The 20780-nt window shown below is 47.1% G+C and carries 26 protein-coding genes; 12 read left to right on the top strand and 14 right to left on the bottom strand.

The features are described 5' to 3' along the window. Positions 1-61: 61 nt before the first annotated feature. Positions 62-508, bottom strand: a complete 447-nt coding sequence (locus tag HC229_RS10385; protein ID WP_191020419.1) for a 2-dehydro-3-deoxyphosphooctonate aldolase — start codon at positions 506-508, stop codon at positions 62-64. Positions 509-510: 2 nt separating this feature from the next. After that, entirely contained in the window at positions 511-999 is a 489-nt protein-coding gene (locus HC229_RS10390; RefSeq protein ID WP_191020420.1) for a DUF4199 domain-containing protein, read from the bottom strand. A 75-nt stretch (positions 1000-1074) separates the two neighbouring features. Between HC229_RS10390 and HC229_RS10395 the strand changes: the two genes are divergently transcribed. Then, on the top strand, positions 1075-1632 hold the full coding sequence (locus tag HC229_RS10395; RefSeq protein WP_191020421.1) for a YeeE/YedE family protein: 558 nt from the start codon (positions 1075-1077) through the stop codon (positions 1630-1632). Between the two features lie 10 nt (positions 1633-1642). Next, positions 1643-2059 carry a YeeE/YedE family protein gene (locus HC229_RS10400; protein ID WP_191020422.1) on the top strand — a complete coding sequence of 139 codons (417 nt, stop codon included), beginning with the start codon at positions 1643-1645 and terminating at the stop codon, positions 2057-2059. A 320-nt stretch (positions 2060-2379) separates the two neighbouring features. On the opposite strand, the gene HC229_RS10405 is transcribed toward HC229_RS10400, so the two are convergent. Continuing rightward, positions 2380-3123: a glycoside hydrolase family 16 protein gene (locus HC229_RS10405; protein WP_191020423.1), complete on the bottom strand. Its 744-nt coding sequence runs from the start codon at positions 3121-3123 to the stop codon at positions 2380-2382. 146 nt (positions 3124-3269) lie between these two features. Here HC229_RS10405 and HC229_RS10410 point away from each other — a divergent pair, with 146 nt between their 5' ends. Then, positions 3270-3716: a lipocalin-like domain-containing protein gene (locus tag HC229_RS10410; RefSeq protein WP_191020424.1), complete on the top strand. Its 447-nt coding sequence runs from the start codon at positions 3270-3272 to the stop codon at positions 3714-3716. 38 nt (positions 3717-3754) lie between these two features. Here HC229_RS10410 and HC229_RS10415 read toward each other — a convergent pair whose 3' ends face one another. Together HC229_RS10415 and prmA are read right to left on the bottom strand one after the other, a co-directional pair. Then, entirely contained in the window at positions 3755-4030 is a 276-nt protein-coding gene (locus HC229_RS10415) for an ATP-dependent Clp protease adaptor ClpS (RefSeq protein ID WP_191020425.1), read from the bottom strand. A 46-nt stretch (positions 4031-4076) separates the two neighbouring features. Further along, complete coding sequence (gene prmA, locus HC229_RS10420) at positions 4077-4910, bottom strand: 50S ribosomal protein L11 methyltransferase (RefSeq protein ID WP_191020426.1); 834 nt, start codon at positions 4908-4910, stop codon at positions 4077-4079. A 210-nt stretch (positions 4911-5120) separates the two neighbouring features. Here prmA and HC229_RS10425 point away from each other — a divergent pair, with 210 nt between their 5' ends. Continuing rightward, positions 5121-6344 (top strand): porin, encoded by a 1224-nt coding sequence (locus HC229_RS10425; RefSeq protein WP_191020427.1) that lies wholly within the window; start codon positions 5121-5123, stop codon positions 6342-6344. Here the strand turns inward: HC229_RS10425 and HC229_RS10430 are convergent, their stop codons facing one another. From HC229_RS10430 to HC229_RS10460, 7 genes are all read right to left on the bottom strand, one after another. Then, positions 6345-6767 (bottom strand): hypothetical protein, encoded by a 423-nt coding sequence (locus HC229_RS10430; RefSeq protein WP_191020428.1) that lies wholly within the window; start codon positions 6765-6767, stop codon positions 6345-6347. 66 nt (positions 6768-6833) lie between these two features. After that, on the bottom strand, positions 6834-7484 hold the full coding sequence (locus HC229_RS10435; RefSeq protein ID WP_191020429.1) for a tetratricopeptide repeat protein: 651 nt from the start codon (positions 7482-7484) through the stop codon (positions 6834-6836). Positions 7485-7495: 11 nt separating this feature from the next. Then, positions 7496-8248, bottom strand: a complete 753-nt coding sequence (gene tpiA / locus HC229_RS10440; RefSeq protein WP_191020430.1) for a triose-phosphate isomerase — start codon at positions 8246-8248, stop codon at positions 7496-7498. Then, positions 8248-8745 carry a TlpA family protein disulfide reductase gene (locus tag HC229_RS10445; RefSeq protein ID WP_191020431.1) on the bottom strand — a complete coding sequence of 166 codons (498 nt, stop codon included), beginning with the start codon at positions 8743-8745 and terminating at the stop codon, positions 8248-8250. The genes tpiA and HC229_RS10445 overlap by 1 nt, the downstream gene beginning before the upstream one ends. Before the next feature lie 157 nt (positions 8746-8902). Next, positions 8903-9202, bottom strand: a complete 300-nt coding sequence (locus tag HC229_RS10450; RefSeq protein ID WP_191020432.1) for a hypothetical protein — start codon at positions 9200-9202, stop codon at positions 8903-8905. A gap of 27 nt (positions 9203-9229) precedes the next feature. Continuing rightward, positions 9230-10333: a BT_3928 family protein gene (locus HC229_RS10455; protein WP_191020433.1), complete on the bottom strand. Its 1104-nt coding sequence runs from the start codon at positions 10331-10333 to the stop codon at positions 9230-9232. A 36-nt stretch (positions 10334-10369) separates the two neighbouring features. Next, the gene (locus tag HC229_RS10460) at positions 10370-10912 is read right to left on the bottom strand and encodes a DUF1599 domain-containing protein (protein ID WP_191020434.1); all 543 of its coding nucleotides are present in this window, start codon (positions 10910-10912) and stop codon (positions 10370-10372) included. Positions 10913-11019: 107 nt separating this feature from the next. On the opposite strand from HC229_RS10460, the gene folP reads away from it, so the two are divergent. Next, positions 11020-11841 (top strand): dihydropteroate synthase, encoded by an 822-nt coding sequence (gene folP / locus HC229_RS10465; protein ID WP_191020435.1) that lies wholly within the window; start codon positions 11020-11022, stop codon positions 11839-11841. Between the two features lie 58 nt (positions 11842-11899). Here folP and rlmH read toward each other — a convergent pair whose 3' ends face one another. Continuing rightward, positions 11900-12373: a 23S rRNA (pseudouridine(1915)-N(3))-methyltransferase RlmH gene (gene rlmH / locus HC229_RS10470; protein ID WP_191020436.1), complete on the bottom strand. Its 474-nt coding sequence runs from the start codon at positions 12371-12373 to the stop codon at positions 11900-11902. A gap of 113 nt (positions 12374-12486) precedes the next feature. On the opposite strand from rlmH, the gene nadC reads away from it, so the two are divergent. From nadC to priA, 5 genes are all read left to right on the top strand, one after another. Continuing rightward, positions 12487-13353, top strand: a complete 867-nt coding sequence (nadC, locus tag HC229_RS10475) for a carboxylating nicotinate-nucleotide diphosphorylase (RefSeq protein WP_191020437.1) — start codon at positions 12487-12489, stop codon at positions 13351-13353. A gap of 99 nt (positions 13354-13452) precedes the next feature. Beyond that, a complete protein-coding gene (locus tag HC229_RS10480; protein WP_191020438.1) occupies positions 13453-14382 on the top strand; it encodes a YihY/virulence factor BrkB family protein in 930 nt (309 codons plus the stop codon). A gap of 161 nt (positions 14383-14543) precedes the next feature. Next, entirely contained in the window at positions 14544-14975 is a 432-nt protein-coding gene (locus HC229_RS10485; protein ID WP_191020439.1) for a DUF2147 domain-containing protein, read from the top strand. 102 nt (positions 14976-15077) lie between these two features. Next, the gene (locus HC229_RS10490; protein ID WP_191020440.1) at positions 15078-15536 is read left to right on the top strand and encodes an SRPBCC family protein; all 459 of its coding nucleotides are present in this window, start codon (positions 15078-15080) and stop codon (positions 15534-15536) included. Positions 15537-15833: 297 nt separating this feature from the next. Continuing rightward, a complete protein-coding gene (gene priA / locus HC229_RS10495; protein WP_191020441.1) occupies positions 15834-18290 on the top strand; it encodes a replication restart helicase PriA in 2457 nt (818 codons plus the stop codon). An 889-nt stretch (positions 18291-19179) separates the two neighbouring features. On the opposite strand, the gene HC229_RS10500 is transcribed toward priA, so the two are convergent. Then, a complete protein-coding gene (locus tag HC229_RS10500; protein WP_191020442.1) occupies positions 19180-19875 on the bottom strand; it encodes a LytR/AlgR family response regulator transcription factor in 696 nt (231 codons plus the stop codon). 169 nt (positions 19876-20044) lie between these two features. Here HC229_RS10500 and rpsF point away from each other — a divergent pair, with 169 nt between their 5' ends. Together rpsF and rpsR are read left to right on the top strand one after the other, a co-directional pair. Further along, a complete protein-coding gene (gene rpsF / locus HC229_RS10505; protein WP_191020443.1) occupies positions 20045-20395 on the top strand; it encodes a 30S ribosomal protein S6 in 351 nt (116 codons plus the stop codon). A 4-nt stretch (positions 20396-20399) separates the two neighbouring features. Beyond that, the gene (rpsR, locus tag HC229_RS10510; RefSeq protein ID WP_191020444.1) at positions 20400-20696 is read left to right on the top strand and encodes a 30S ribosomal protein S18; all 297 of its coding nucleotides are present in this window, start codon (positions 20400-20402) and stop codon (positions 20694-20696) included. Positions 20697-20780 lie beyond the last annotated feature (84 nt).

Here is a 20780-nt window from a genome sequence, read left to right on the forward strand (position 1 = left end):
CAAATAAGGCGCTCAACTTGGAGCGCCCGACTTTTTTTAACATTACTGTAACGAATGATAGTTACGATTTCACGCCGAATCCGACGGGTGCTTTTATCACGCCTTTCGCGTAAATATTGATGTACAGTAACACCTTTTTTTTCTGTCCGACCCATTTTACTTCATAGATGTCCACGAACCCGGCGCCCATGTCGCTCCTCGTCGAGGGAAACGGGCAACAGCTGTCGACTTTCCTGAAGAACAATTTTTCCCCGTTCGGACCCGTCAAGGCCCTGAGATAACGCTCTGCGTTGAGCGTTTCGTTATTGGACGTCTTGTAAAACACGTTGACCGGATAATCGGCATCGTACCCATATTTTGGGTCGGTGCTGATTTCGGTAACCACAAACCGATCGCCGAAAACCTTGGGATCGGGAGCGCTGTCGTCTATGTTTTTGATCGTATTTCTGGTGCTGATGCAACTTGTGAACAACAGCAACAGCAAGGGTAAAAAAGCCAGTTTTTTCATGTTTACGGATTGGTTTTGGTTCGGAAGACCATCGACAGAGCAGCCGAGGCGACGATGCCCGCGGACAGCACAAGTTGTATGCCATTGTATATTGCCGATGTGAGGTTCATGACTTCCTGTGCTTCCTCGCGCGAGCGTTTCCCGCCAGCGGTCATTTGAGCGATGGTATTCTCGAAAAGTTCAGGCGCAACGACCTGGTGGATGATGTTTTTTTGGATAGGAACCAGTAAAGCCACCACGGCAGTCATCATGATTCCCGCGAAAAAACCTTGTTTCCAGGTCATTCGGCCATTGAAAAAGTGTTGTCGTTTTTCGCGATAGAAAAGTATGTAGAACAGCAATCCGATAGGGGCGAAACACAACGTGGAAAGTAAATAATAGGAAAAATCCGGACTTTCGTAAAGCCCCATTTCCTTTTCGACGATGGCCGAAGCTACCAGCGCAAGGGTCAACAGGAATCCCCATTTTATCTCCAAAGCGAATTTCTTCATCAAAACTGTTTTCGCCAAAGTTAGGATTTATTTTAGATAGCGCCCGAATGTTTACCTTTGCCGCAAATCATTTTTATGGAAGCATTATATGAAACCTGGCCGTGGTACGTAAGCGGATTTTTGATAGCCGCCGTCATGCTGTGCCTGATCTGGTTCGGGAAAACCTTTGGAATGTCGTCTAACCTGCGATCGTTGTGCTCGATTGCGGGAGCCGGAAAGCTTGTGCCGTTCTTCGATTTCGACTGGAAATCACAGCGTTGGAATCTTGTCGTGATAGCCGGTGCGATGCTTGGAGGGTTCGTGGCCACGCATTATCTATCGTCCCCGACCAATGTCGATTTGAATCCGAGGACAATCGAGCAACTCGCCCAAATGGGAATTGACGCGCCTCAAGGCAAATTGTTGCCCGACGCCGTTTTTGGCGCCCAGGCCATGACCTCGCCCAAGATGATCGCCATTTTGGTCGTCGGCGGAATTTTGATCGGATTCGGGACGCGATACGCAGGCGGATGCACCTCAGGTCACGCCATCACAGGGTTGAGCAACCTTCAATTGCCGTCGCTCAAAGCCGTCATCGGGTTTTTCATCGGCGGGCTCATTATGGCGCATTTTCTACTTCCATTGATTTTCTAAAACCAACATCATGCTAAAAGCTTTAAAATATTTGATTGTCGGATTCGTGTTCGGGATCGTGCTCACGAAATCCGAAGCGGTTTCCTGGTACCGCATTTACGAAATGTTCCAGTTCCAGTCGTTCCACATGTATGGCATTATAGGTGTTGCCGTCGTCGTTGGCCTCATCGGCGTCCAGATCATAAAACGCACTAACGCCAAGGATATCAAAGGCGAACCCATCGTCATCGCCGACAAAGAGCCGGGTTCCGCACGCTATTGGATAGGCGGACTCATTTTCGGATTGGGATGGGCGCTTGCCGGTTCGTGTCCCGGCCCGATCTTCATCCTTATCGGAGCTGGTTTCTGGCCGCTGCTGTTGACGCTTGCCGGCGCGTTGATCGGAACTTTTTTGTACGGTGTAATCAAGGACAAATTGCCCCATTGACGCGTTGCGCTTTAGGCTTTAGGCTTTAGGCAGTAAACTTTAGGCCATTTCAGTTAATCAAAAATCCCGTTGACCAACGGGATTCTATATTTTCGCCAATCGCGTCATTCGTTAATTGCCTCATTCGCTAATTATCTAATTATCTCATTCGCTAATTGCCTAATTCGCTAATTCGCTAATTGTCCCATTCGCTAATTGTCTCTTTCGCTAATTATCTAATTATCTCATTCGCTAATTGCCTCATTCGCTAATTACCTCATTCGCTAATTCGCTAATTGTCCCATTCGCTAATTATCTAATTATCCAATTATCTAATCATCTCATTGATAAACCCTTACATAATCCACCACATATTCCTGGGGAAAAATTTTCTCGTCGACCTCCGGCCCGCCAAAGTTTCCGCCGACTGCGCAATTGATGATGAAGAAGAACGGTTGGTCGAACGGCCAGTTGTTCTCGGTTTTGTTCTCGGGTGAATAGGTGTAGACCGCTTTATCGTCTACAAAAAAGATGATGCGCTCCTTGGTCCAATCACAGGCAAAAGTGTGGTAGCCTTTTTCGATGTTCTTGAATTCGGTCTTCTTGGAACTTGCGTTCGCCCCATGCGTGTCCTGCGTATGTATCGTGGTATAGGCGATGTGCGGTTCGCGCCCGATGTATTCCATGATGTCGATTTCGCCACTTTTGGGCCAACCGGCTTCGGAAATATTAGAGCCCAACATCCAGAATGCCGGCCAGATTCCGTGTCCCGTCGGTAATTTGACACGCGTTTCCATGTAGCCATACTTGAACTCTTTTTTGCCTTTGGTGGTAATGCGCGTAGAAGTGTAGCCCTTGTCGTCTTTTTTTACGGTAATGGTAAGCTTGCCATTGGCCACGCTGTGGTTCTTATCGCCATAGTCCTGCCGTTCGTTGTTGCCCCAGCCGTTGGCGCCGTACTCGAAATTCCAGACATTGGTGTTGAGGGCTTTTCCATCAAAATTGTCTTCCCAAACCAATTTTTTTCCAGTCTTCTGGGCTATCAATCCTGAGGAGGCCAGCAATACGATCAGTAGTTTTTTCATGTATCCGAAGTTGATTTTTAGAGTGTCATCCAAAAATAAGAAAACCTTTGCGACAATAACCCTTAAATTCTGCGTTAATACTTATGCAAACTTCTTGTGCCGGATTGCCGATTTTCTATATTTTTGGCGCATTAAATGGATATACTATGAACAACTTAAAACTGAAATTCGCCTTGGCGATGGTTGCTTTGGCCGCTTTTACAACGTCCTGCGGAGATGACGATGGAGCCCGCGCCTCTATCGTAGGAAAATGGGATTACACGAGAACGATCACCGAAGTAGAAGGCCAGAACCCGGTTTCACAAAATTACGCGGGGCATGAGCCAGGATGCGAAAAAGATTACCAGGAATTCCTTGCGGACGGCAGCTACCGCGATGTGGCGTTGTTTCAGGACCAGAACGATCAATGTAATGAGTTCGCCGACGAGGGCAATTACGCGCAAAGCGGCGACCAGATCACGATCCAGGAAGACGGAGGAATCGCCCAGACCTATACGATTACCAAACTCACCGGAGGGGAATTGCGTTATTCATCCACAGCCCAAACGGGAGGTGTCGAAATTACGGTCACGCAAGTGTTCAGAAAAAAGTAAATAAAAAAAATCCTTAACGCGAGTTAAGGATTTTTCTTTTAGAATATTTCGGCGCTCAGGCCAGCTTCGAGCAATTGGATGCACTGAGGCTTGAGTTCGTCATAGGAACCCGTTTTTACGGTGCATTTCCCGTTGTAATGCACGATAAGCGAACATTGTTCAGCTTGTTCGGCGGTGTGGTTGCAAACGCGTATGAGCGTGTCGATCACGTGGTCGAAAGTGTTTACGTCATCATTGTACATCACGATCTCATTTTGGTTGTAAATCGCTTCCTCGACGGCGACCTCTTCCAATATCTTTTCCTTCGTACTCATTTTCGGTAATTTGGGTGGACTTGTTGACTATCTGTTAAACGAAAAACTAATTTACATATTTTAGGGAAACCCAATTGTTGCGCGAGAACTTTTTAACGTAGCTGAGGCCTCTTGCGGTGCAGCTTTCGTCGATGGCTTCAATGTCCTGCTCGTAAAATCCGCTGAGCAGCAAAATGGCACCTTTGTTTAGGCAATCCACATATTGTTGCATATCTGCCAGTAGAATATTGCGGTTGATGTTGGCGATGATCAAATCGTACGACTTCCCTTTGAGCAGTTCCGCGTCTCCCTCGTAAACCGAAATGTGTCGGCAACCGTTGCGTTGCGCATTCTCTATCGAATTGAGGTAACACCAGTTGTCGATGTCGATCGCGTCGATGGGTTTCGCGCCCTTCATTTCGGCCAGGATCGCCAGTATCGCCGTCCCGCAACCCATATCGAGCGCTTTCATCCCGGCCACGTCGGTTTCGAGCAAATGCTGGATCATCATGTGCGTCGTCTCGTGATGGCCCGTCCCGAAACTCATCTTTGGCTCGATGACGATGTCGAATTCAGCCGACGTCTTCTCGTGGAAAGGCGCGCGCACGTAGCAACGGCCGTCAACCTCAATGGGCTCGAAGTGTTTTTCCCATTCCTCGTTCCAGTTCACCTGGTCGATCTCCTCGATGTGGTATTCGATCTTAAATTCCGGGGATTGTAAAATGAACAGACCTTCGAGAATATCTTCTGACCACAAATCTTTCTTGACATAAGCGGTCAGGCCGTCTTCGTTTTCGACAAAACTCTCGAAAGGTGTTTCGCCCAGTTCGGCGAGAAGGATTTCAGTCCCGGGCTGGGCAGGCGCTACCGTGAAATGGTAACCGAGGTATACATTGGCCATTTTTTATTTTTTGCAAAGATAGTCGATGTTGTCGAATCGATGGCTGCGAATTGTTTATTTGGGCACATGTCTTTCGATGGAAATCTACCGGATTGTCGGAATTTCGCTGGAATTCAATCTTCAGGCATTTGTCCTATATTCGACTTTTGACGTTCGACATTTTACTTTCGACTAATTGAATTAGATTTGCACCAAATTCACAACTGGCCAATGAAGAAAATCGCACTGCTGTCCGCGCTTTTGATCGGATGGAACGCTTCCTCCCAAATTGTGGTCGGTCGCACCGACAACGACAACGACCTCAAACTGACCACGCTACCGTATTACAATTTTGGAAAAGGCGTCGGATTGACTTCACCCGACAGTCTCTTCCAGCTCAATATCCGCTTTCGCATCCAAAACCGCGTGACGTATTACAATAATGAAGACGAAGATCCGGCCTACGATGGGCAAATCCGTCGTTTGCGTCTGAGATTTGACGGATACGTCGGCAACCCGAAGTTTCTTTACGCCATCCAGTTGTCGTTCGCTCCTGGAGATACAGGCGAAATCCGCGAAGGCGAAAACCTCAATATCATCCGCGATGCGGTAATTTACTACCGTCCGAATTCAAGTTGGAATTTCAGTTTCGGACAGACCAAACTACCCGGAAACCGCCAGCGCGTAAATTCGTCCGGTGGTTTGCAATTGACCGACCGCACGATCAACAACGCCCGTTTCACGATCGATCGCGACTTTGGATTCCAGGTGCACCAGCTCAATGAATTCAAGGACAAATTTTCTTATAATTTCAAAGGAGCGGTTTCTACCGGGGAAGGCCGGAATGTGACGGGAAATGCCGACGACGGCGTGGCTTTGACAGGAAAAGCCGAGATTTTCCCTTTTGGCGCGTTCACTAAAGACGGTACTTATTTCGAGGGCGACCTCATGCGTGAGAAAACACCAAAGCTCATGTTGTCAGGCGGTTTCCAGCAGAACAATCTCGCAAGGCGCACCGGTGGCCAGTTAGGGGAGGAGCTGTTCAATCCGATGACGATGAAAAACGTGTTTGTCGATGCGATGCTCAAATACCAAGGCTGGTCGGCCATGGCGGCTTTTATGTCGAGAGCTACGGGCGAGGATCCTGTCACGGTAAATCCCGACGATCCTACGGACCTGCGCTATGTATACACCGGTCACGGTTTCGATTACCAGTTGAGCTACCTTTTCCCGACAAATTACGAACTCATCGGGCGCTATTCGATCCAGCAGCCAAATTTCGAGATCTTTTCGTTGACTCCAAAGCAAAAGCAGTTTTCGCTCGGCCTTACCAAATACATCTGGGAACATACGTTCAAACTCCAGGGCGAGGTTACGTACGACATGCTCGACTACATCGACGGCAGCCAGCGCAATAACTGGTATGTTCGCTTCCAGGTCGAGATGGGAATCTGATTATTCGGGAAAGTCAAGCTTAAAGACGAAAATTTTCATATAACGCTCATTGTTCGCTTCATACGAATACGTGAGCGTTCTCTTTTCGGCGTTGAGCACGATGCGGCTCTTGAGTATCTTGGATCGCAGCGACCAGATGCTTTCCCCGTTCTCAGACTGGTAAGCGGTGATATTGCCGTGAAACATTCGGGTTTTTCCGTCGTCGGTCATCGAAAGGACGGCATAACCGCTGGCTTTGTTGACTTGCTCGCGGATGTCGATCATCGAATGTTCTTCCTCGTTGTCCTTTAATTCATACGATTGTGTTTTGTCGTTCCACATAAAAAACTGTCGGGAACTCGAGGTGTAGCGCAATTGCGAATCGGTTTGGGCAAACGCGATTTGGCCGACTAAGAGTAGGATAAGGGCAATTAAGTGTTTCATTTTCAGGTTTTAGGGCGGCACTTAAACGCCAGAACTCGTGCAAAAGTATAAAAGAAAAAGTTAAACTTATTTATCCTTGCAATTTTTGAGCTCGTGCTCCAACACATAGATGCGTGACTTCAGGCTTTTGAAGTTATGAATCGCCGGCTGGGTATTTTTAAAGCTGATCTCAGCCGCTTTGCAATCTCCTTGTTTGATGAGCGCCTTTGTCATATTGTAATACGACATATAATACGATTTTTCATCGTCGGTTTGCGTCAGGGTGTATTTGGAAATGATGATGCATTTGTCGTATTCCCCGTTGAGGTAATAACTTCTGCCCAAATGGACGCCGGCATTGAGTTGGGTCGGATCAAAAATAATATGGGAACGGTTGTAATAATCGACGGCTTCGGCAAAATTGCCCGTCTCGTAGGCGACATGACCGAGGTTCGTAAGCACCACGGCATTCACCGGTTCGCGTTCGAGGGCACGCAACAAGTATTGCCTGGCATCGGCAAAATTTCCCTTTTCGAACAAGGCCAACCCTTTTTCACAAAGATTTTTGGCGTCCATGTCGGAAAATTTCATGCGTTGCTGGTAGTGATGAAGGCCGCTTCGTTTATCTTCTGCCGAAACCAAATGTTGCGTATCGTCCGCCTCGGCTCTGTTGCCGCCGCAGTCTAGATTTACGATCGCAAATAGCAGTAACGGGATAAATGAAACGACCTTCCTCATAAACTGCTAGATTAGATGGCAGATGCGATGGCGGCAAAATCATCGGCTTTGAGTGCTGCTCCACCGATAAGACCTCCGTCGACGTCTGGTTTTGAAAAAATTTCTTTTGCATTATCCGGCTTGACGCTCCCTCCGTAAAGAATGGACACATTTTCGGCAATTTCGCTTCCGAACTTTTTTTCAACGGTCTCTCGAATGAACGCGTGCATTTCCTGGGCTTGATCTGGAGAGGCCGTTTCACCGGTTCCTATCGCCCAAACCGGCTCATACGCCAGGATGATGCGCTCCCAGTTTTTGTCCTCGATATGAAAAAGCCCGTCCCTGAGCTGGGTTTCGACCACGTTGAAATGATTGTTGTCCTTGCGATCCTGGAGCTCTTCCCCGAAACAAAAAATCACGGTCATGTCGTGCTTTAGCGCCGCGTCGGTTTTTTTGGCGATGATGTCGTCGGTTTCGCCGAAATAGCTGCGTCTTTCGGAATGGCCAAGGATCACGGTTTCCACACCGATGCTTTTGAGCATGTCAGCCGAAATCTCGCCCGTGAAAGCGCCGTTCTCCGCCTGGTGCATGTTTTGGGCCGCCACTGCTATGTTGGTAAATTCAAGATGCTGCACCGCCGATGCGAGGTTCACGAAAGTAGGAGCCACCACGAACTGGGCTTCGACGTCAGCCGGAAGCTTGTCGATGAGTTCGTTGAGCAGGTCTTCGGTTTCTTCGGCGTTCTTGTTCATTTTCCAGTTGCCGGCCACTATTTTTTGTCTCATTATTTTTTTAGTTGGTTAAGGGTTTTGTCTATTTTGTCGAAGTCCGTCTCGATGGCGCGATAGGTTGCGATCTTGCCGGTTTTGTCCACGATGATATAACGTGGGATCCAATCGAGGTCGATCGCTTTGCCGAATTTGCCTTTCATACCGTCGGTGGCCCAATAATGGTCGCCTTTAAGTTCGTGTTTTGCAATTCCGGACTCCCATTTGTCTTTGGCCTTGTCCATCGAAATGAACACGTAATCGGCTTCCGGATGAGCCGCCTGGAGTGATTTAAGCTTCGGCATAGCCTTGACGCAATCGCCACACCAAGACGCCCAGACTTCTATCACAAGCGTTTTGCCTTTGTGCTTTTGCAGGATTTCCGACAGCGTGGCCGAACCGTCTTCGAGCGTGGTCAGCGGTTCGGAGAGCGCCTCTTTGGCGAATTCCGACTTTTGCGCTTGGGAACAAGAAAAGATACCGGCCAAAAGGACCGCTAAAGCTATTTTTTTCATGTCTGGTGCATTTTTGCGTTGAACACGCAAAGGTAACTTCGCTAAAGTAGAAAGTTTCCCAAATAAAACGTAATATTTTTTAAGGGAAAAACGGCCCGTATTATCCTACCGTGAAGCTATCGTTATCTTATCGATCAGCGAAGTGAATGCGGCAAAGTCAATGGTTGGATGCTTGCCGATGCGTCTGTTTTTGCTTTTCGTCGTCGAGGAAAACAACGGGCGAACCTGATTTTCTGCGTTTCTGTTTCTTGCGAAGTCGGTACAATTTCCGCAAAATTAGCCCGATACCGACCAACGCTGCGGCCATAAACAAATAGCCTGCGACGATGTGAAACGTATTGCCTAAAATCGGGTCTTCCTTGACCGAAACCCATTCCAAGAGGACGTATCCCAATACAAATAACGCCACACATAGTGCGATACCCTTATATAACCTGGCTCTTTCCTCTCTGAACATTAACTGGTTGGTTTGGTAGTTGCGAATTTAGTCGAGTTTTAGGTTGGCGCTGTCTCTCCAATGCAATTTTTGCCCTATCACGCCTTTTTTTACCACGACAAGGCTGGGATTGGCGCGCTCGATGGTCTTCAGTGTCGTGGCGTCGCAAAAATAGTAATCGAAACTGTGGGCATACTTTTTCTTCGCGGCGTCCACTTCTTCGGCCAGGCCGGCCGTCATCAGGATCACTTTATAACCTTTGGCACGGGCGCCTTTTGCAATCGATTCGAGTTTAGACATGCCTTCTTCGTTCGATTGTTTTAAGTCGTAGGCGACGAACATAAGCAGCTTCGGCTCTTTGAGCAAATCGTCTTTATAGTCGGATCCGTCAAGTTCCATCGTAAAATCGTGTATAGGCGGGACGTAACCCTGGGAAATAACCTTGTCGATGCGCTCGACGAACTTCGCATCTGCCGGAAGGTTCATCAAATCGTTCTCGCCGAATTCCTTTTTCACGCCTCCGACCTCGTATATGAAGACCATTTCGATCTTGGCGCGTTCGGCTCCTTCGGGAAACTCCATTCCTTTCTGGATGTCGGTTCCCACTTTATAGGCGCGAAAATCTTTTATAGGCAAGTGATTGAGCACCCAATAGGCCATGAATCCGCAAAGTAAAAAACTGGCCACGACGACTCCGTTCGTGAGATTTTTGGATAGGAACGGCCGGATCAGTTTCTGGTTGAAGAACAGGATCAGGATGAAAAACAACAGCACGATGTCTTTCGTGAACGACTCCCAAGGCGTAAGTTTCAAGGCATCGCCGAAGCATCCGCAGTCGGTAACCTTATTGAAATAAGCCGAGTAGAAGGTGAGAAACGTAAAGAAAACGATCATCAGCAACAAACTCCAAATCGTGAATTTAATCTTGAATCCGAACAGCAGCATAACGCCGAGCACGACCTCGAAGATCACGACGAATACCGCGATGGCCAATGCCAACGGCGTCAGGAAAGGCAGGTTGAGCACCGGTTCACTGAAGTATTCCTCGAGTTTGTATCCGAAGCCGACCGGGTCGTTCAACTTGATCAATCCCGAAATAATAAATAGAATTCCTACAAATATGCGTGAAAACTGGGTAATGACATTTCTCATCCTGATGGTGGCAAAAGCCTTTAATGTTCGTTTTTGTTAAGCGGTCTCGCCCATATGGATCAAGGCGAAAACGGAATAATTGATCATGTCCTGGTAATTCGCATCAATCCCTTCGGACACGAGCGTCTTTCCTTTGTTGTCCTCGATTTGCTTGACGCGCAGCACCTTTTGCAAAATCAGGTCGGTAAGCGAACTGATCCTCATATCGCGCCATGCTTCTCCATAATCGTGGTTCTTGGCTTCCATGAGTTGCTTGGTTTCCGATATTTTTGCGTCGTACAATCGCGTGGCTTTTGCCGTGTCGAGGTCGGGTTGTTCGGCCACACCAAGCTCGAGTTGGATCAGGGCCATTATCGAATAATTGATGATGCCCACAAATTCAGAAGCTTCGCCTTCGTTGACTTTGCGCACCTCGTTTTCCTGCAAGCTCCTGATTCGCTGGGCTTTGATGAAAATCTGGTCGGTAAGCGAAGGCAATCTCAGTATTCGCCATGCGCTTCCGTAATCGGTCATCTTGTTCACGAAAAGGGAGCGGCAGGCGGCGATCACGCCATCGTATTGCTGCGAGGTGTTGCGCATTAACTGTATATTTGTGTGCATGGTTCCAAAAATAGAAAAATATTTGAACGTAGGCCTGAAATCGCGTATAAACCCGATATCGATTTATCCTAAAAATTTCTAACTGAATGACAATCAATTGCAAAGGCACCCTTGTCGATCTGTCACATCCGAAAGTGATGGGAATCCTGAACATCACGCCCGATTCGTTTTTTGACGGCGGACAATACAAAAGCGACGGCCAGGTGCTTCGCCGTGCCGAAAAAATACTGTCGGACGGCGCTTCGTTTATCGACATAGGCGGCTATTCTTCAAGGCCCGGTGCCGATTTCGTGAGCGAAGAAGAAGAGATCGCACGTCTGTTGCCCGCCATCGAAATCGTCCTCAAGGAATTCCCCGAAGCATTGCTATCCATCGACACGTTCAGGTCTGCCGTTGCAACAGCCTGCATCAACCGTGGCGCGGCGATCGTAAATGACATTTCGGGCGGATGGCTCGACGATCGCATGCTCGAGACCGTCGCGGGTCTTCAGGTTCCGTATATCGCGATGCACATGAGAGGAACGCCGGCTACCATGCAGCAGTTCACGCAGTATGAGGATTTGGTCAGGGAAGTGATGCATTATTTTTCAGAACGCGTCTTCCAGGCGCGCCAACTGGGACTCAACGATATCATCATCGATCCTGGTTTCGGATTTTCCAAAACGCTTTCGCAGAATTACGAACTCCTGCACAAACTCGAAGCTTTCCAGTTTTTGGAATTGCCGGTTCTCGTTGGGATTTCCAGAAAGTCGATGATATACAAATTGCTGGAAACCAAAGCGGAAGAAGCGCTCAACGGAACGACCGTCTTAAATACGATCGCGCTTTCGAAAGGCGCCAGTATCCTAAGGGTACACGATGTAAAGGAAGCCGTGGAATGCGTGCGCATCGTGTCGCAATTCTCATGAGCAGCCGCTTAAGGATCGCATCGGGAGCCAAAAATACATGTGGCAAAACGCTTTGTCGTTACTGATGATGATACGGTTCGCCTTTGAGGATCGTAAAGGCGCGGTAGAGTTGTTCGATTATGAAAAGCCGCACCATCTGGTGGGAAAACGTCATCGCGGAAAGTGAAATCTTGCCGTTGGCCTTGGCGTAGACGGCGTCCGAAAAGCCGTAAGGCCCGCCGATGACAAAAACCAATGTCTTGATCCCGGAATTCATTTTCTTTTGCAATTCTTGGGAAAAACCGACGCTTGAGAACGATTTCCCGTTTTCGTCCAACAGGATCAGCTGGTCGGTGGGCGAAAGTTTGGACAGGATGAGATCGCCTTCTTTTTCCTTTTGCTGGCTTTCCGAAAAATTTTTCACGTTTTTGATATCGGGAATGATCTCGAGCTCAAATTTTATGTAGAACGACAGCCGCCTGGTATAGTCGTCCATGAGGTGCTGAAGCTCTTTATTGTCGGTTTTGCCGATGGCGAGAAGGCGGATGTTCATGCAACAAAAGTATGTTTTTTTGTATTTCCGATGGTTGTTTTTGCGAAATCGGCGCGCGGCATCTTATCGGAAAAAGCAAATAAAACCCTATTTTAGCGGCACAAAATCCGTATATGATTTCCGAATCCCAATTCCAGGCCGAACTCCAGATCATCATCAAAAATGCGTTGCGCGAAGACATAGGCGACGGCGACCACAGTTCGCTGGCCTGCATTCCGCCGGACGTCGTCGGGAAAGCGAAATTATTGGTAAAGGACAACGGCATCATCGCGGGCGTCGAGTTCGCCAAAATGATTTTCAACGAAGTCGATCCCGAAATGGTAGTGGAGACGTTGATCGCGGATGGGGCCCAAGTGAAATTCGGCGACGTCGTTTTTCGCGTAAAAGGACGTTCCCAATCGATACTGAAAGCCGAGCGTTTCGTCTTGAATTCGATGCAACGCATGTCGGCAATCGCTACGAAAACCAAACATTTCGTCGAGCTGCTCGAAGGCACTTCCACAAAAATCCTCGACACGCGCAAGACGACGCCAGGAATACGCGCCATTGAAAAATGGGCCGTCAAGATAGGAGGAGGGGAAAACCATCGCTTTGCGCTTTACGATATGGTGATGCTCAAGGACAACCACATCGATTTTGCCGGCGGTATCGGTTTGGCGATTGCAAAAACCAAACGCTATCTCTCCGAAAATAACCTGAATCTTAAAATTATCGTGGAAGCCCGTGACCTTCATGAAGTTTCCCAAATCCTCGAGGCCGGAGGCGTTTACCGAATTTTGCTTGACAATTTCGACTACGACATGACGCGTGAGGCCGTGAAGCTTATCGGGAACCAATCGCTGACCGAATCATCGGGCAACATCAACGAGAAAATGATACGGCATTATGCGGAATGCGGCGTAAATTATATTTCGTCCGGGGCGTTGACGCATTCGGTGTACAATATGGATTTGAGTTTGAAGGCGGAGTCAATTGGATAATTAGTCGATTAGATAATTAGATGATTAGTCGATTAGATAATTTGAAGAACGGATAATGGGAGAGGCGACGTATTATTCATTATCCATTATTAATTAAAAATGTCCCAGGAAATAGAGGCACGCATCGAAAAAATCCCTGTATTGCGCAATATTGCGCGGGCTTCCAAACGCGTAAAACTGCGTTGGCTCGAGGGTTTGACGCTTTACGACCTGATCGAGATCTATTTCGTCGGGATCGCCGAAGGGGCGCTTACGTATCGCGCGGCCGCGATTTCGTTCAGTTTTTTCATGGCGTTGTTCCCCTTTTCGCTGTTTATCCTCAATTGCATTCCGTACATTCCAATCGAGAATTTCCAGCAGGATTTTATGAACTTCGTGTCCGATAACGTTCCACCGAACACCTTCGAGGCCGTCTCCAAAATTCTCAACGACATCCTCAACAATTCCCACTCCGGATTGCTTTCCACGGGAGTCATCCTCTCGATCTTTCTCGCCGCCAACGGGCTCAACTCGATTTTGGGCGGTTTTGAAACATCGCATCACGTCATCGTCAAACGCGGGTTTTTGCGGCAATATATGGTCGCTTTGGGCATGTCGATCATCATGGTGGTCACGCTTTTGTTTACCGTGGCGACCATCGTGACCCTCGAAGTTTTTCTTCAGAAGATCAAGATCACCGACATTTTTAGCGACACCATCCCGATTCTCGTTGTTACGCGCTACGTGTTTTTACTGATGATGATTCTCTTCACCGTATCGCTTCTGTTCAAGTTCGGGACAAAGCGCACGGGCAAACGCGCCTTTATTTCGATAGGGTCGATTTTTACTACGATATTGGTAATCATCGCATCCTATTTCTTTGGAATATGGGTAGTTAAATTCTCGCGTTACAACGAATTGTACGGGTCCATAGGTACATTATTGGTACTAATGTTTTATATTTGGATCAACTGCATCGTGCTCCTGCTAGGTTTCGAGCTCAACGCAGCGGTCAACCGCGCCAAGCGCAAACATCTTTTTGAATCGTAACTTTTAGTAGCCATTTCCGGCTGTGCGCTATTAGTTTTGCGGGCCGCGCGCTTTTTTGCAACTCGTTTTTCGGGCTCCCTTCGGTCGCCCTCAAACTTCGGCAAAAAATGCACGCGGCCCCACAAAAGCTAGCCGCTTCCATCCGGGCTAAAAACAGTGCCATGAAAAAATTTTTCTCTTTTGCAGCTACCCTGTTGCTGATGTCGTTCGTCAACGTCCCGAACCACTCCGTCATAGGTAAATGGAAAACCATAGACGACGAATCCGGGAAACCGATCTCCATCGTCGAGATCTACGAACACTCCGGAAAGGTGTACGGCAAAGTAGTCGAAATCCTCGACCCAAAAGGCAAGGGGCGCGCCTGCGTAAACTGCTCGGGCCCGGACAAGAACAAGCCCATTCTCGGTCTTACGGTAATTAAAGGCCTCACAAAAGAAGGGAACGAATATACCAACGGAAAAATCCTCGACCCGAAAAGCGGCAAATTGTACAAATGCTACATTACCTGCGAATCTGCCGATAAACTCAAAGTGAGAGGTTATATTGGCGTATCGATGATCGGGCGGACGCAGTATTGGTATCGGGTTAAGTAATTAGATGATTAGATAATTAGATAATTAGATAATTAGATAATTGGGATAATTAGATAATTTTTAGTTTTGTCAAGTAAGGGATTTCCATAATGATGAAATAAAATGGTCAACATACATCACAGGATCGGGATTCAGGCGCCAATCGAAAAGGTGTACGAGGCGATTGCGACAACAAACGGGATTTCCGGTTGGTGGACAAAAGACACGGACGGAACTTCTGAAGTTGGCGGGACGATCATCACACGATTCGACACTTCCGATGGAAAAGAAGTCGGAAGCATGCAGTTTGAAATCGCAGCGCTTACGCCAAATAAACTCGTGCAATGGAAATTCCGTGAAGGCCCGCCTGAATGGATAGGCACCGAAGTGACGTTCGATTTAAAGCAAGAGGGCGATTTTGCGATTGTATTGTTCAGTCATCTCAACTGGGCTGAGGAAGTTGAATTCAAATCACATTGCAGCATGAAATGGGCAACGTTTTTACTGAGCTTAAGGCTTTTCGTCGAAACCGGCCGCGGAAATCCTTCTCCCGACGATTTCAAAATCGACAATTGGAATTAATTAGCGAATTAGCGAATTTCGCACTTATGCGACTTCCGATTTCCAAATTTCCAAATTTCCAAATTTCCAAATCTCCAAATTTCCAAATTGCCAAATTTCCAAATCTCCAAATCTCCAAATCTTCAAATTTCCAAATTTCCTTCGGCTGGTTCGGCTGCGCCCCGGGTCGCTAATTTCCACATTCGCTAATTTCCACATTCGCTAATTTCCAAATTTCCAAATTTCCAAATTCGCTAATTCGCTAATTTCCAAATTCGCTAATTAACTATCTTTACGCTTCAAATCTCCAAGCCGTAAATGCCATTTTTCGTCGAAGTCATTCTGCCGTTACCTCTTGTCAAGACCTTTACGTATAGCGTTTCCGAAATGGAATTCCATGCGATTCGTCCGGGAATGCGCATCGCTGTCCCGTTTGGCAAGAACAGGATCTACACGGGTTTGTCGGTAGAGCTGCACGAGAATCCGCCGCAGCTTTACGAAGCGCGCCCGATCCAGCAAATACTCGACGACCAACCGATTGTCACTCCACAACAACTGGCGCACTGGAACTGGATCGCATCGTATTATATGTGCGCGATCGGCGATGTTTACCGGAGCGCCATGCCGTCGGCGTTACTTCTTGAAAGCGAGACGGTCATACAGCAAAACACCTCGTTTTCAGTAGATGCCAGTGAATTGTCAGACGAAGAATTTCTTGTCTATCAGGCGCTTCAGCAGCAATCGTCTTTAACGGTCCAGGATATCATCGCGATCCTCGGCAAGAAAAATATCTTTCCGGTGCTGCGCAAAATGATGGTTCGCAACGTTATTTCGCTACAGGAGGAAATCTCAGAAAGTTACAAGCCTAAGTTGGTGCGTTATATCCGGCTTCACGAAGAGTTTGAGCGGGATGCAAAACTTCAGGATTTGCTGGAATTGCTTCGGAATGCGCGAAAACAGAAAGAATTGGTGTTACAGTATTTTCAACTGAAAGCGATCGACAAAAAGCCAGTTACCTTGAAAAAACTCGTTGAAACGGCCGATGTGTCGGCTGCCGCGGTCAAGGCGCTCGTCGATAAGGGCATTTTCGAGGAATACCAGCTGCAACACGATCGCATTGATTTTGAAGATCGGCTCGAGGAAAGGGAATTGACTTTGAGCTCGGCTCAACAAAAGGCATTCGACGAAATTCGTAATTCGTTCAAGGACAAGGATGTTACCTTGCTTCATGGCGTCACCTCAAGTGGTAAAACCGAGATTTACATCAAATTGATCGAAGATTTTCTCGCAATGGGAAAACAAGTGTTGTACTTGTTGCCCGAAATTGCGTTGACTACCCAGCTTGTCTCGCGTCTGACGGCTCATTTCGGGAATACAGTGGCAGTTTACCATTCCAAATATTCCAATAACGAACGCGTTGAAACCTGGAACCAGGTTCTCGACAATTCAGATAAGGCCCAGGTCATTATCGGGGCGCGTTCCGCTATGTTTTTGCCTTTTTTCGAACTCGGGTTGATCATCGTGGATGAAGAGCACGAACAAACGTTCAAGCAGGCCGATCCGGCGCCACGTTATCACGCCCGGGACGCGGCCATCGTACTGGCACACCAGTTCGGGGCGAAGGCGCTGTTGGGTTCGGCCACGCCTTCGATAGAGACGTTTTTCAACGCCCAAAGCCAGAAGTACGGCCACGTCGAACTCAGCGAGCGCTACGGCAACGTGATGCTTCCGGACATCGAGATCGTCGATTTGAAAGACAAGTATTTCCGAAAGAAAATGTCCGGCCATTTCAGCGATACGTTATGCGACTATATTGCCGAAGCGCTTTCACTTAGCGAACAAGTCATCCTGTTCCAGAACCGACGCGGATTCTCGCCCGTAGTGGAATGCCTGACGTGCGGCCACGTTCCCCAATGTTCCCAATGCGACGTGAGCATGACCTATCACAAAGGGAAGGAACAGTTGCGCTGCCATTATTGCGGCTCTTCGATGGCGTTTCCGCGCAATTGCCACGCCTGCCAGTCTACCGATCTGACTACGAAAGGCTTCGGTACGGAACAGATCCAGCATGAACTCCTCGACATTTTTCCCAATGCCAAGGTCGGACGCATGGATCAGGACACTACGCGCGGCAAATTCGGGTTCGAGAAAATCATCGACAGTTTCAGGGAAGGCGAGATCGACATTCTCGTCGGGACGCAAATGCTTGCAAAAGGGTTGGATTTTAACAACGTCAGTCTCGTCGGTATCATGAACGCCGACAATATGTTGTATCATCCTGACTTTCGCGCGTTCGAACGCAGCTACCAAATGATGACGCAGGTCGCCGGTAGGGCAGGTCGCTCGCAGAAAAGAGGAAAGGTGATCATCCAGACGTACAATCCGTATCATAATATCATACGACAGGTAACCGATGGCGACTATTTGGGAATGTTTTCTGAACAATTGTACGAACGCAAAATCTACAAATATCCGCCTTACTTTAAACTGATACGCCTTACGCTGAAACACCGCGATTTCGAAAAACTAAAGCAAGGTTCCCAATGGCTCGCGTCTGTTTTGCAGCAGCACCTCGACATGCCGGTTTTAGGTCCTGAAGAACCTCCGGTTTCCCGTATCCGAAATGAATACATCCGAACGATAATGGTCAAAATCCCGCAGGGCAGGCCGCTTTCGCGCACGAAAAAGACAATCCGAAAAATTCTGGACAGCTTTGAGTCCGTGTCTCAGTTTCGGCCGATCAAGGTTGTGGTGAATGTGGACTTTGTTAATTAGATAATTAGGCAATTAGATAATTAGGCAATTGGATAAGTTGTGACCCGGGCTCGACCGAACTGGCTGAGGGCAATTAACGATAGGAGGTGGAATCGTGAATTCGCGGCTAAAGATTGGAAGTTAACACAAACATCCATGAACTACAATTTGTGGTTTTGGAATTCGGCACAACGGCCTTTTTTAGGCTGTCTATACGCTGATTTACTAGAGACGCCGGGACGATGCTTCTGTTTGCAAATGTAGCCTCGATCTTAATTTTCAGCTTTTTTACATTTTTTCTGTATCCAGGGTTGCGGAGTTTCAGCGTATTTTTGATAGACCTAACAAATCTTGGAGATTTGTTAGGTCTGGGAAGACGCGGGTTCTCCAAGACCGGCCCACCGTTTTCCACGTCTCATTCTTGCGCCACAACTTAACCGCCAACTCCAGCAAGGCTTACAATCATCCACGCACAAAAAAAAGCCACAAATCGAAATCCGTGGCTTTGAAATTGTCATCCGACGCTTACGCGATCGCCAGCGCCCGGATCAAATCATCTTTCTTGTTTCGGCTCAACGGGATTTTTTAGGCTGTCTATACGCTGATTTACTAGAGACGCCCGGACGATTCTTCTGTTTGCAAATGTAGCCTCGATCTAAATTTTCAGCTTTTTTATATTTTTTCTGTATCCAGGGTTGCGGAGTTTCAGCGTATTTTTGATAGACCTAACAAATCTTGGAGATTTGTTAGGTCTGGGAAAACCGCGGGTTCTCCAAGACCGGCCCACCGTTTTCCACGTCTCATTCTTGCGCCACAACTTAACCGCCAACTCCAGCAAGGCTTACAATCATCCACGCACAAAAAAAAGCCACAAATCGAAATCCGTGGCTTTGAAATTGTCATCCGATGCTTACGCGATCGCCAGCGCCCGGATCAAATCATCTTTCTTATTTCGGCTCAACGGGATTTTTGTTACGCCGATTTCAGCGAACTTGCTGTTGAAGCGCTCTACTTTATCAATGTTGATGATATACGATTTGTGTACGCGGATGAACTTATCTTTCGACAAATCTTTCTCAAATGACTTCATCGTAGACAAAACGAGGTTGCTGTCTTCTTCGGTAACCACCTTTACGTAGTCGCCAAAAGCCTCGATCCACTTGATTTTGTTGGTGTACACTTTTAGTTTCTTAAGATTACTCTTAATAAAAATGTGTTCTCCTTCTTCTTCCTGGTTTTCGCGCTTGAGCATATGGAAATCCATGGCGCGCTTCACAGAGGCATTGAAACGGTCGACGGCTATCGGTTTCTGTAGGTAGTCCGTAGCATCGTAATCGAACGCTTTCATGGCATACTCGGCCTTTGACGTGATGAAAATGATTTGAGGTTTCACTTTCAATCCGTCCAAAAAGTCGAAGCCCGAAATAACCGGCATTTCGATATCAAGGAAGATCAGGTCGACCGTGTGTACCGACATGCAGTTTTTCGCCTCAATTGCATTGGAAAAATCACCTACCAAATGTAAATTCGGGTGATTATTCACTAACTTTGCGATGATCATTCTTTGGATCGAACTGTCATCTACAACGACACAATTTAGTTTCATAACTTTATTTATTATAGATTTGGTAAGGCGAAAATATATAGTTTTTTCGTATCAACCTAACACTTATCGGATTTTTTTGCATTTTACCGAATAAAGTCAAATTTCGCTTGCATATTAAAATCTAATCCTTACTTTTGCACTCATTTTTAATAAATCAAACTTTTTATTTATGAATCATTACGAAACTGTTTTCATTTTGAATCCCGTTTTATCTGATGTACAGGTAAAGGAAACAGTGAGCAAGTTCAAAGATTTCCTTACTACCAGAGGAGCTGAATTTGTTGCTGAAGAGGATTGGGGCCTTAAGAAATTGGCTTATGAAATCCAACACAAGAAAAGTGGCTTTTACCACTTGTTCGAATTCAAAGCTCCGGGAGAAGTCCTTTTGGCTTTCGAAACTGAGTTCCGTCGCGACGAGCGCGTTATGCGTTTCCTTACGGTCTCTCTTGACAAGCACGCGATTTCTTGGGCAGAAAGAAGAAGAGCAAAACAAAAAAATTCAGCAACTACAAACGCTTAATTAAATGGCTAATCTAGAGCAATCAGCAAAAGGAAAAAAAGACGGGGATATCAGATATCTTACGCCTTTGAACATCGAAACGAACAAGCAAAAGAAATATTGCCGTTTCAAAAAATCAGGTATTAAATATGTGGATTACAAAGACCCGGATTTCCTGTTGAAATTCGTGAACGAGCAAGGAAAGATCCTTCCGCGTCGTCTTACTGGAACTTCATTGAAATACCAAAGAAAAGTGTCGGTTGCCGTTAAGCGCGCACGTCACCTTGCTTTGATGCCATACGTGGCGGATTTGCTTAAGTAAAATGGCTTTAAGCTATAAGCTGTAAGCGAAAGTCGTAAACAACGGGCCTTAAGCCTAAAGTATAATATTAATCAGTTGTTGGTT

The organism is Flavobacterium selenitireducens, assembly GCF_014748335.1.
GTDB classification, from domain to species: domain Bacteria; phylum Bacteroidota; class Bacteroidia; order Flavobacteriales; family Flavobacteriaceae; genus Flavobacterium; species Flavobacterium selenitireducens.